Genomic DNA, 11047 nt, shown 5'->3' with positions numbered 1-11047 from the left:
ATTAATAGGAGAATTACTCAAGAGGCTGAAGAGGACGGTTTGCTAAATCGTTAGGTCGGGTAACTGGCGCAAGGGTTCGAATCCCTTATTCTCCGTAATTAAAGAGCTATATAGCTCTTTTTTTATTTCCTTGATTTTATATTATTCTTCCTATAAAAGTTAAATATTTGATATAATGTAAGTGAAATTACTGCATTAACTAAGTTTAACTGTAAAGGGGTTCTTTATGAAAGATATGAGAGTCTTAGGAGGCTTGTTAGTTCTATTCTTTAGTTTTTTTACGTTTGGTTGTAGAAATCATATTAGTAATGATATGAGTTTATCAACAAGTATCAGTCAATCAATTACAAATGAACAAACAAGCGTGGAGTCTAAGAAAAGTTTTAAAGAATTTTACAAGCCAGTTTTTGATAATTACCAAAAAATACTATCTACACCGAAGGATGTTAATGCAATTGCTGATCTCTATAAGAGTTTACAAGGCACTGAACGGCCTATCAATAGTTGGTCAGTTGAAAATGCGATTTATCAAGCAGATAAGATACGATATGCATATGCGGATCTTAATCAAGATGGTGTAGAGGAATTGCTAGTTGGTATTGAGCAATCAAGTGGTGAGTATTTTATTTCGGGTCTCTATTATCTTGTGAATGAGAAACCGATACTTTTAGCAGAAGGTTTTGTAGCGGGCCATGGTGGTGCTAGAAATTCTATGAATATCTATAAGGATGGAGATATACTAGAATTAAGCTGGTCCTCTGGATCAGGTGAAGGCAGAGGGGTACTTTATCATATGAATCCGAACCAGCAAGCAGCAAATAAAATTCAGGAACAGAACATTCGTGTTCCAGGTAACAAAAGTTTGCATTCTGATTTTGGTAAATCAGAGTCAGAATTAATGAATTTCAATCAACTAGATTGGCAGAAATTTGAAGGTTCTAGTGGCTCGACGACTATCACGGGAGAAAAACAAAAAGCTCCTTGGAATGCTAGTAAATCTGCTAAATTAGAAGCATTCATTAAGGGCTGGGGAGAAAGGCTAGGCCAACCGAATTATAAAAAGGGAATTTCAGGAGGAGATGTAGGGGCTGACCACCTCTATACACTTAGGGATGATGGACCAAGTGAGAAAATGAATGCTGAGTATACGGATACAGGTCTAGGAAATGCCCAGTACCGAATTGTAGAGCGTTATAGTAATTGGGATAAATACCCAGATGTGCATAGTTACTTTTTTGCGATAACTAACACAGGAGAAACGATTGTTTTTCATTCACCAACGACAAATGGTGGAATCATGTACTTAAAACCGACAGAAAATACAGAAATCCAAGCAGAGTTTAAACGTTTGGTGGAAGAAGAATAATCAATCATAATGGAGAGTTTGGCCTTAGCCAAACTCTTTTTCTTATATATGATTTCAAATCAAAATTGTTGACAGATGTAATTTCTAGTATTACAATATCATAATAATGATTATACTCTTATAAAAAGTTAGATAAGGATCTTAGCTTTTAAGGAGATGGTGAGGAAGAATATGATTGAATATAAACATGTAGCCTTGCGCTACACGGATAAGGATATTTTAAAAGATGTCAATCTCCATATTGAAGATGGAGAATTCATGGTGCTAGTGGGTCCTTCAGGATCAGGGAAAACCACCATGATCAAGATGATCAATCGGCTACTTGAGCCGACTGATGGCAATATCTACATGGATGGGAAACGAATCAAGGACTATGATGAACGCGAATTACGTCTGTCTACTGGTTATGTCCTTCAAGCTATTGCCTTATTTCCAAACTTGACCGTTGCCGAAAATATATCATTGATTCCTGAGATGAAGGGTTGGAGTAAGGAGCAAATCACTTCGAAAACGGAAGAACTCTTAGAAAAAGTAGGCCTTCCAGCCTCTGATTACGCCGATCGTAAACCCTACGAGCTGTCAGGTGGAGAACAACAACGTGTTGGCATTGTGCGAGCCATTATTGGAGAACCCAAAATCTTACTGATGGATGAGCCGTTTTCAGCTTTGGATGCCATTTCTCGCAAGCAGTTGCAGGATCTCACCAAAAACTTACACAAGGAGTTCGGTATGACCACCATCTTTGTAACACATGATACGGACGAGGCTATAAAATTAGGGGATCGCATTGCCGTTTTACAGGATGGAGAAATTCGCCAGGTTGCAGAACCTGAAACCATTTTACAAGCACCTGCGACAGACTTTGTAGCGAACTTGTTTGGAGGTGGCCGTCATGTCTAATTTCATTTCAACCTTTCAAGAGCGTTTTGGAGACTGGGTAACGGCCCTAGGACAGCACTTGCAATTATCTCTTTTAACCTTATTGGTAGCTATTTTTCTGACGATCCCACTTGCTGTTTATCTAAATAGTCACAAAAAAGCAGCGAACTGGGTGCTACAAGTGGCTGGTATCTTCCAGACCATTCCTTCCATGGCTCTTCTGGGACTTTTCATTCCATTGATGGGGATTGGAACTTTGCCAGCCCTTACAGCTCTTGTTATTTATGCTATTTTCCCGATTTTGGAGAATACAATCACAGCCTTGAATGGTATTGATCCAAGTCTTGAGGAAGCAGGGGTTGCTTTTGGTATGACCAAGTGGGAGCGACTCAAGAAGTTTGAAATTCCCCTTGCTATGCCTGTCATTGTATCGGGAGTTCGGACAGCGACTGTCATGATTATAGGGACAGCGACTCTAGCGGCTCTTGTTGGAGCTGGAGGATTGGGCTCCTTTATCCTTTTGGGAATTGATCGTCGGAATGCTAGTCTGATTTTAATCGGTGCAATCTCATCAGCCATTTTGGCCATTCTCTTTAATGCTGTTCTCAAATGGTTGGAAAAGGCAAAGTTGCGTACGATTGTTGCAGCCTTTGCTGTTATGTTCCTTGGTTTGGGAGCTAGTTATGCTCCAAGCATGATTCCTAATAAAGAGAAAGAAAATCTGGTTATAGCTGGGAAGTTGGGACCTGAACCAGAAATTCTTATGAATATGTATAAACTTCTCATCGAGCAAAATACCAATATGACGGTGACGGTTAAACCTAACTTTGGGAAGACTGACTTTCTTTATCAAGCTTTGAAAAAAGGTGACATTGATATTTATCCTGAGTTTTCAGGTACTATAACTGAAAGTTTATTGCAGCCCTCTCCAAAAGTTAGTCATGATCCAGAAAAGGTTTATGAAGTAGCGCGTGATGGTATCTTAAAACAGGATCAACTCGCCTTTCTTAAGCCTATGGCTTATCAAAATACTTATGCAATAGCTGTACCAAGAACGATTGCACAAGAATATGGCCTTAAAACGATTTCAGATTTGAAAAAGGTTGAGGGTCAGCTAAAAGCAGGATTTACACTCGAATTCAATGACCGTAAGGATGGAAACAAGGGCTTACAGTCTCTCTACGGACTCAATCTTAATGTAGCAACCATGGAACCAGCTCTTCGCTATCAAGCTATTCAGTCAGGAGATATTCAAATCACGGATGCCTATTCGACGGATGCGGAGATTGCTCGTTATGATCTAGTGGTCCTAGAAGATGACAAGCAACTCTTCCCTCCTTACCAAGGGGCGCCACTGATGAAAGAGGCTCTTCTTAAAAAACATCCAGAATTAGAAGGCATTCTTAATAAGTTGGCTGGGAAAATCACGGAGAGTCAGATGAGTCAGATGAACTACCAGGTTGGTGTGGAAGGCAAATCAGCTGAAGAAGTAGCACGTAAGTTTTTGGTGCAAGAAGGGATTATAAAGTAATAAATTCTCAAAGGATTATTGGATTAGTTGATACTCTTAACAGTAAATAAAAAAGGATCAGTCGATCCTTTTTATTATATCAAAGCTAATAAGAGGGTAAGCACTAGTGCAATTCCCGCTCGAATAACATGGTGGGCTGGATTGAAGTTTTCTTTGTGCTTGCCATTCCAATAGGCTCCGTAGCAAATCAAACCACAGCCGATTAGCCAAATGAATAAAGCAACAATCGGCAAAAGGAAGTAGAAAATTAGAGATATAGTCGCGAGGCTACCTCCAATGAACAGAAGCCGATTTCCCAGAGTGTTTTTGCCCTTTCTTAACTCTGAAAGGCTGATCAATAAATGAAGAAGGGCAAAGGCAAGGGCTAAGAAGGCTGTGAAGATACCAAGAAGAATGAGGAGGTTCATAAGATTTCCTTTCTGAAAAGTAAAATAATTGTTTATTGTTATTTGGATGTCATTTCCATAACGTCTAGATAAAAGCTGACAACTTCTTGCTCATTATAAGCTTTTCCTTCTCTCAGCCACCAGGTCAAGGTCTCGATGAAATTCGTAACGACAAAGTGTTGAAGATAGGATGACGGAATCTTGGGATGAACTGTTTGCAAGTATGGGACGACCATAGGGTAGACATGGTGTCTTAGTTCTTTTTGCAGTTGGCGGAGAAAGTAGTCATTTTTTGATAGGAGAAGACTGGTAACATGGTCTTGATTTTTCTTAAAATGCAAAAAGATATGTGCCAAATAATCCTCGGTTGAGAGGTGCTCTTCACGTTCAAAGAGGTGGTGGAAAAGGTACCGACAGAGTTCATCTAGGAGTAATTCCTTACTTTCATAATGACTGTAAAAGGTTGAACGACCAACGTCTGCTAAGTCGATAATTTCTTGAACGGTAATGGTTTCGTATCTTTTGGAATTTAGTAGCTGTAAGAATGCTTGATAGATAGCTTTTTTTGTCTTATTGATACGGCGATCTTTTTTCACTAGATGTACATTTGAAACAAAGTGTTCAGAATAATACAAACTGAACGAACTGCTTCTATCCTTTCTTTGAGTGGTGGGGGATAATAAGAATGAACAAGGTGTTCATAAGACTATTATACCAAAGGAGAGTAAAAATGAGTTCAAAACGTGCTGTTTGGCTGTCTTTTTTCTTAAATTTTAGTTATGCTATTGTCGAGTTTATCGCTGGTGGAGTATTTGGCTCTAGTGCTGTGCTGGCTGACTCTGTCCATGACTTAGGAGATGCGGTTGCAATTGGGGTATCAGCCGTTCTAGAAACAATCTCCAATCGTGAAGAGGATAGTCAGTATACCTTGGGTTACAAACGATTTAGTCTTCTAGGAGCTTTGATAACGGCTGTGATTTTGATGACAGGATCAGTTTTCGTCATTTTGGAAAATACAACAAAACTATTTAATCCCCAACCTGTCAATGATGAGGGTATCCTCTGGCTAGGAATCATTGCAGTTACTATAAATGTGCTAGCGAGCTTAGTGGTTCGTAAAGGAAAAACCAAGAACGAATCCATTCTCAGTCTCCATTTTTTGGAAGATACCTTGGGTTGGTTAGCCGTTATTCTGATGGCCATTATTCTCAGATTTACAGACTGGTATATCCTAGACCCGCTTTTATCACTCGCTATTTCTTTGTTTATTCTTTCAAAAGCCATCCCACGTTTTTGGTCTACGCTCAAGATTTTCTTAGATGCCGTGCCAGAAGGAGTAGATATTGAGCAAGTCAAGAGTGATTTGGAGCAATTGGACTATGTCGCTAGCGTTAATCAGCTCAATCTCTGGACCATGGATGGCTTGGAGAAAAATGCCATTATCCATGTTTGTCTCGAGCATGTCAAACATATGGAAGTTTGTAAAGAATCCATTCGGGATTTACTCAAAGATTGTGGCTTTCAAAATGTCACCATTGAAGTGGATGCAGATGTAGCAACCCACCAAGCCCATAAACGCAATATGGCAGAGTTAGAAACGAATAGAAACTATGGACATGATCATTCATAAGAAGTTGATTATCCATTTGTTGAATTGTAAATTTAACATATTTACTCCAGTATGAAATTGTGATAGACTACTTATATCACTGAAAGGATAGAGCCTATGTTACAGCTACAACACATTTCAAAAGTTTATCATACAGGAAATCAGGAGTTTCACGCGCTAAAGGACATCTCGATTCGCTTCCGTGAAAATGAGTTTGTCTCCATTCTCGGGCAATCGGGTTCAGGGAAAACCACCCTATTAAATATTATCGGTGGACTCGACCAATACACATCTGGTGATTTACTCATCCAAGGAAGATCAACCAAGCAATTTAAAGACCGCGATTGGGATAGCTACAGAAACCACACAATTGGGTTCGTCTTCCAGTCGTATAATCTCATCGGTCACCAAACGGCACTCTCAAACGTCGAGATTGCGATGACCCTCTCTGGTGTTTCCAAAGCGGAACGCAAGAAACGTGCCATCGAAGCGCTTGAACGCGTTGGATTGAAAGACCATTTATATAAGAAACCAAGTCAAATGTCTGGGGGACAAATGCAACGAATCGCGATTGCGCGTGCCCTTGTCAACAATCCAAAAGTCGTTTTAGCCGACGAACCGACTGGAGCGCTCGATTCTGAGACTTCTGTTCAAATCATGGAGTTATTAAAAGACATTGCCAAGGAACGTCTGGTTATCATGGTGACGCATAACCCAGAGCTGGCACAGGCCTACTCCACTCGTATCGTACAAGTATTAGATGGAAATATCTTAAGCGACTCGAATCCCTACGAACCAACAGAGGAAACCAAACAAGTTGATATCCGGTTCAAAAAAACGAAGATGAGCTATCTGACGGCCCTTGCCCTTTCCTTTAATAATCTATTGACGAAAAAAGGTCGTACTTTCCTGACTGCCTTTGCCGGTTCCATCGGGATTATCGGGATTGCACTTATCTTGGCACTTTCAAATGGTGTGAGTGGCTATGTAAAAAAGACACAGGAAGATACCCTTGTCTCTCTTCCGCTAACGATTAGCGAGAAGAATCAGAGCAATCTGCTAGCGACCTCTCCAGATCTAAGTGAGAAACCCTATAAAGACAATAACGAGCTTGGTATCAATACCGTTTTAACCAAATTATTGAAAAAACAAATCGGAAAAAATGACCTAGCCTCCTTCAAGTCTTATTTAGACGAACACGCTTCAGAGGTTCAAGCTCTTACCAAAGATATTCGCTACCGTTACAACTTGCAACCATATATTTATGCAACAGATACATCAAACGGTCCTAAAAGCATCCTCCCTTCAACCTTAGCGGATGAAGTAGACACAAGCAACCAAACAATCAAGGGGTACTTACAAAATATCGATTATTGGAGTGAGCTTTCTAGTGATTCAAATATGCTTGAAAGCCAATACGATGTGCTAGAAGGACGTTTCCCTCAAGATAAATCAGAAATCGTTTTGATTGTTGATGAAAATAACGAAATTAGTGATTTACTTCTCTATAGTTTACGTATCAAAGATCCTAGCGAATTAAATGATGCAAAAAAATTAGATGAACTAGGCTCTCAAATATATCAATATAGTGATTTCATCGGAAAAACATTCAAAGCCGTCGTAAATACAAATCGATTCGCAAAAGAGAACAACCGATGGATGAATAAAATCAATGATGCCTCTTATATGAAAACTCAAATCGAGAATGGTCTCGAACTTAAAATCGTCGGTGTTCTTCGTCAGAAAGAAGGTACCAGTTCTGGTGTGAACTCTCCTTCTGGCGGAGTGGCTTACACAAGCGCCCTTATCGATTATACTTCTGAGCAAATTCAAAACAGTGACATCGTAAAAGAGCAAGAAGCCAATCCAACAGTTAATGTATTTACCGGAAAAGCATTTACTAAAGATCCAAAACCGTTCAGTTCGGCTGATTTAACCCAAGAAGAAAAAATCCAATTGGCCCAAATGACGCCTGAACAACAAGCGCAATACATCCAACAATACAATGACAACTCGGCTGCCACTTACGAGGAAAACCTCGAAAAATTGGGTGTCATCGACAAATCCAAACCGGCTGCCATCGAGTTCTACACCTCTTCCTTCCAACAAAAACAAGAGTTGAAGGACTTCATTAACGCTTATAACACAGCGAAAAAAGACGCCGGCGAAGAAGACAAAGCTCTTGCCTACTCTGACGATATTCAAACTATCATGTCTTCGATTACGACAATGGTTGGCGTGATTACAACGGTACTCGTTGGTTTCGTAGCCATCTCACTCATCGTATCATCGATTATGATTGCGATTATCACCTACATCTCGGTTCTCGAACGTACAAAAGAAATCGGAATCCTACGTGCGATGGGGGCTTCGAAGAAAGACATCCGTCGTATCTTTACCGCCGAAACCGCCATCGAAGGATTTATCTCCGGGGTGCTCGGTATCGCCATTACACTCCTTGCGACGATTCCAATCAATGCCGTTGTTTCGAAAATGACCAACGTGGAAAACGTGGCGCAATTACCATGGGAAGCAGCGCTTATCCTCATCGGTATTTCGATTGTATTAACGATGTTAGCCGGTCTCATCCCTTCACGCATCGCCGCGAAGAAAGACCCAGTCGAATCGCTCCGTAGCGAATAACCACTAAACCTCAAAAGGTGGATAAAGGGGAACACTCCTATATTCACCTTTTCTATTGTCCAGAATCTAATCAAAATGGAATCTGAAAATTTCGATGAAGCGTAATTTTCAAAAAAGAATATACGATATTGCCGTTAACTAGTGCCTTATCGCTCTTAAGAAGTAGTTGATATGAGCGGAAGATTGTTAAAAAGTGTATACTTAAAGTAATAAAAATTCGAGGTGATTATATGAAAGCAGCAATCTATAAAAAAGCAGGTCAGGTTGGTCTTGGAGAGATTAAGCGTCCAAGCATTCAAGAGGCAGACGATGTCATTATCCGTGTCGTACGTGCTTGCGTTTGTGGTTCGGACCTATGGACTTATCGCAATCCAGATATTAAAGCGGGACATAAAAATAGTGGACACGAAGCGATTGGAATCGTTGAAGAAACTGGAGAAGCCATTACAACAGTCAAGCCTGGTGATTTTGTGATTGTACCTTTTACTCATGGTTGTGGGGAATGTGATGCCTGTCAAGCTGGATTTGATGGGTCCTGTGACAATCATATCGGAAATAACCTAGGAGGAAATTTTCAAGCTGAATATATCCGCTTCCACTATGCTAACTGGGCGCTTGTTAAAATTCCTGGGCAACCCTATGATTATACCGAAGGGATGCTGAAATCACTTTTAACACTTGCTGATGTCATGCCGACCGGTTACCATGCAGCACGTGTGGCTAATGTTCAGAAGGGCGACAAGGTTGTCGTTATTGGCGATGGGGCTGTTGGGCAATGTGCCGTCATTGCAGCTAAGATGCGTGGAGCTTCCCAAATTATCCTGATGAGTCGTCATGAAGACCGTCAACAAATGGCCTTGGAGTCAGGTGCGACAGCCGTTGTAGCTGAACGTGGTGAAGAAGGGATTGCCAAGGTGCGTGAAATTCTCGGAGGAGGAGCAGATGCAGCACTTGAGTGTGTTGGTACTGAGGCGGCTGTTGAGCAGGCTCTGGGTGTCCTTCATAATGGCGGTCGTTTGGGATTTGTTGGTGTGCCTCACTATAATAATCGTGCCCTTGGTTCAACATTTATGCAAAACATCTCTGTTGCAGGTGGAGCAGCTTCTGCGACAACATACGATAAGCAATTCTTGCTCAAAGCTGTTCTTGATGGTGATATCAATCCAGGTCGTGTCTTTACTTCAAGTTACAAACTGAAAGATATCGACCAAGCTTATAAAGACATGGACGAACGCAAGACTATCAAGTCTATGATTGTGATGGATTAATACTCTTCGAAAATCTCTTCAAACCACGTCAGCTTTACCTTTGATTATATATGTGACTGACTTCGTCAGTTTTATCTACAACCTCAAAGCAGTGCTTTGAGCAACCTGCGGCTAGCTTCCTAGTTTGCTCTTTGATTTTCATTAAGTATAAAAAGAAAACCTAATAGGATTTGAGAATCTCCATTAGGATTTTTTTATGTTCAAGTGTTGTGCTTAATGCAAGGTGCTTTCTCTTACAGTCAATTTGGTACCTAGCATGGTCAGGCTTGGAATTTTACGTCCATGAAGGACTTCCCTATTCAAAATATCCATTCCTGTGCGTCCCATTTCTTCGGTGTAGACGGTGATACTGGAAAGTGGTGGAAACACTTGCTTGGTTAGAATAGTATCATTAAAGGAAATAATGCTCACGCGCTCAGGTATGCTGATGCTGGCTTCTTGAAGGGCACGTAGGGCTCCAATGGCCAAACTATCACTGGCTGCAAAAAAGGCTTGTGGAAGTTGATCTCCTAATTTTTCGATAGCTTCCTTCATCAAGTCGTATCCAGATTGGGCAGTAAATTGACCTTGGAAAATAAATTTCTCGTTATAAATCCCTTTTTCTTGCGTATAGGATTTAAAGGAATCTAAACGCTTATCCGCGATGACTTCTTCCTGGTCAGTGGTTGTTTCAAGCCCAGATAAGATACCAATCCTTTTAAAATCATGATTTGTAAAGTAATCAACGACCTGTCTGACAGCATTATAAAAATCCGTAATGACACAGGTATGACCTAAACTTAGAGTATCACTATCGAGGAAGACGAGAGGTTTATGATAGCTTTCGAAGGAAGTGATTTGTGCCTTGCTAAACTTCCCAATACAGAGAATTCCAATGACCTCTTCGCTAAGTGTGAATGGTTGATCATTAAAATAGCGCAAGATATCGTAATCTAGTTCTTGAGCTCTCTTTTCAATACCAAGTCGAATCTGATAGTAGTAGAGGTCCTCTAGCTCTCCTTGCTCACTGATCCATTGGATAATAGCAATCTTTTGTTTGAGTTTATGAGATTCACCAGTTTTGAGGTGTTTGGTATAGCCTAGTTCTTCGGCAACTGTTAAAATACGATGTCGGGTTTCTTCCGTGACAGATAGACTCTGATCTCTATTGAGGACACGGGATACCGTTGCAATTGAGACAGAGGCAAGTTGAGCGATATCTTTGAGCGTAGCCATAATTCCCCTCCTTTTTAGGTTATTATATCATATTTTTCTATCTTTTTACCTGTAGTTTAGTAAAATGTCGGTAAAAATGTTGACCTAAGTAAAAGCCTTAGGTACAATAGAAGAAAACGATTACAGGGTAAACTTTTTTACCTAACAAAT

At 40.4% G+C, this 11047-nt stretch carries 9 protein-coding genes and 1 tRNA gene; 7 read left to right on the top strand and 3 right to left on the bottom strand.

The features are described from left to right. The first annotated feature begins 7 nt into the window (after positions 1-7). From HMPREF9180_RS08060 to HMPREF9180_RS08045, 4 genes are all read left to right on the top strand, one after another. Positions 8-95 (top strand) — tRNA-Ser (locus HMPREF9180_RS08060). Positions 96-226: 131 nt separating this feature from the next. After that, a complete protein-coding gene (locus HMPREF9180_RS08055) occupies positions 227-1366 on the top strand; it encodes a DUF4767 domain-containing protein (RefSeq protein ID WP_006146035.1) in 1140 nt (379 codons plus the stop codon). 171 nt (positions 1367-1537) lie between these two features. Continuing rightward, positions 1538-2266 (top strand): ABC transporter ATP-binding protein, encoded by a 729-nt coding sequence (locus HMPREF9180_RS08050; protein WP_025168739.1) that lies wholly within the window; start codon positions 1538-1540, stop codon positions 2264-2266. After that, positions 2259-3776: an ABC transporter permease/substrate-binding protein gene (locus tag HMPREF9180_RS08045; protein ID WP_006146033.1), complete on the top strand. Its 1518-nt coding sequence runs from the start codon at positions 2259-2261 to the stop codon at positions 3774-3776. Before HMPREF9180_RS08050 ends, HMPREF9180_RS08045 begins: the two co-directional genes overlap by 8 nt. Before the next feature lie 74 nt (positions 3777-3850). Here HMPREF9180_RS08045 and HMPREF9180_RS08040 read toward each other — a convergent pair whose 3' ends face one another. Together HMPREF9180_RS08040 and HMPREF9180_RS08035 are read right to left on the bottom strand one after the other, a co-directional pair. Beyond that, entirely contained in the window at positions 3851-4183 is a 333-nt protein-coding gene (locus HMPREF9180_RS08040; RefSeq protein ID WP_006146032.1) for a hypothetical protein, read from the bottom strand. A 38-nt stretch (positions 4184-4221) separates the two neighbouring features. After that, positions 4222-4758 carry a TetR/AcrR family transcriptional regulator C-terminal domain-containing protein gene (locus tag HMPREF9180_RS08035; protein ID WP_029745414.1) on the bottom strand — a complete coding sequence of 179 codons (537 nt, stop codon included), beginning with the start codon at positions 4756-4758 and terminating at the stop codon, positions 4222-4224. A 134-nt stretch (positions 4759-4892) separates the two neighbouring features. Between HMPREF9180_RS08035 and HMPREF9180_RS08030 the strand changes: the two genes are divergently transcribed. The 3 genes from HMPREF9180_RS08030 (at position 4893) to HMPREF9180_RS08020 (ending at position 9682) form a co-directional block, all read left to right on the top strand. Then, positions 4893-5792: a cation diffusion facilitator family transporter gene (locus HMPREF9180_RS08030; RefSeq protein ID WP_025168738.1), complete on the top strand. Its 900-nt coding sequence runs from the start codon at positions 4893-4895 to the stop codon at positions 5790-5792. Positions 5793-5888: 96 nt separating this feature from the next. After that, complete coding sequence (locus tag HMPREF9180_RS08025; RefSeq protein WP_006146029.1) at positions 5889-8414, top strand: ABC transporter ATP-binding protein/permease; 2526 nt, start codon at positions 5889-5891, stop codon at positions 8412-8414. 230 nt (positions 8415-8644) lie between these two features. After that, complete coding sequence (locus HMPREF9180_RS08020; RefSeq protein ID WP_006146028.1) at positions 8645-9682, top strand: zinc-binding dehydrogenase; 1038 nt, start codon at positions 8645-8647, stop codon at positions 9680-9682. Between the two features lie 213 nt (positions 9683-9895). On the opposite strand, the gene HMPREF9180_RS08015 is transcribed toward HMPREF9180_RS08020, so the two are convergent. Continuing rightward, on the bottom strand, positions 9896-10897 hold the full coding sequence (locus HMPREF9180_RS08015) for a LacI family DNA-binding transcriptional regulator (RefSeq protein ID WP_006146027.1): 1002 nt from the start codon (positions 10895-10897) through the stop codon (positions 9896-9898). Between the last annotated feature and the right edge of the window lie 150 nt (positions 10898-11047).

This window comes from Streptococcus peroris ATCC 700780, from assembly GCF_000187585.1.
Lineage (GTDB): Bacteria > Bacillota > Bacilli > Lactobacillales > Streptococcaceae > Streptococcus > Streptococcus peroris.
Note: the sequence above shows the minus strand (reverse complement) of the source record. Positions and strands in the feature narration are given on the sequence as shown.

Bases quoted from the DNA above. Each gene is read 5' to 3' on its own strand.
- HMPREF9180_RS08030 (WP_025168738.1), top strand. From the start codon at position 4,893: ATGAGTTCAAAACGTGCTGTTTGGCTGTCTTTTTTCTTAAATTTTAGT.
- HMPREF9180_RS08015 (WP_006146027.1), bottom strand. From the start codon at position 10,897: ATGGCTACGCTCAAAGATATCGCTCAACTTGCCTCTGTCTCAATTGCA.
- HMPREF9180_RS08050 (WP_025168739.1), top strand. From the start codon at position 1,538: ATGATTGAATATAAACATGTAGCCTTGCGCTACACGGATAAGGATATT.
- HMPREF9180_RS08020 (WP_006146028.1), top strand. From the start codon at position 8,645: ATGAAAGCAGCAATCTATAAAAAAGCAGGTCAGGTTGGTCTTGGAGAG.
- HMPREF9180_RS08045 (WP_006146033.1), top strand. From the start codon at position 2,259: ATGTCTAATTTCATTTCAACCTTTCAAGAGCGTTTTGGAGACTGGGTA.
- HMPREF9180_RS08025 (WP_006146029.1), top strand. From the start codon at position 5,889: ATGTTACAGCTACAACACATTTCAAAAGTTTATCATACAGGAAATCAG.
- HMPREF9180_RS08040 (WP_006146032.1), bottom strand. From the start codon at position 4,183: ATGAACCTCCTCATTCTTCTTGGTATCTTCACAGCCTTCTTAGCCCTT.
- HMPREF9180_RS08055 (WP_006146035.1), top strand. From the start codon at position 227: ATGAAAGATATGAGAGTCTTAGGAGGCTTGTTAGTTCTATTCTTTAGT.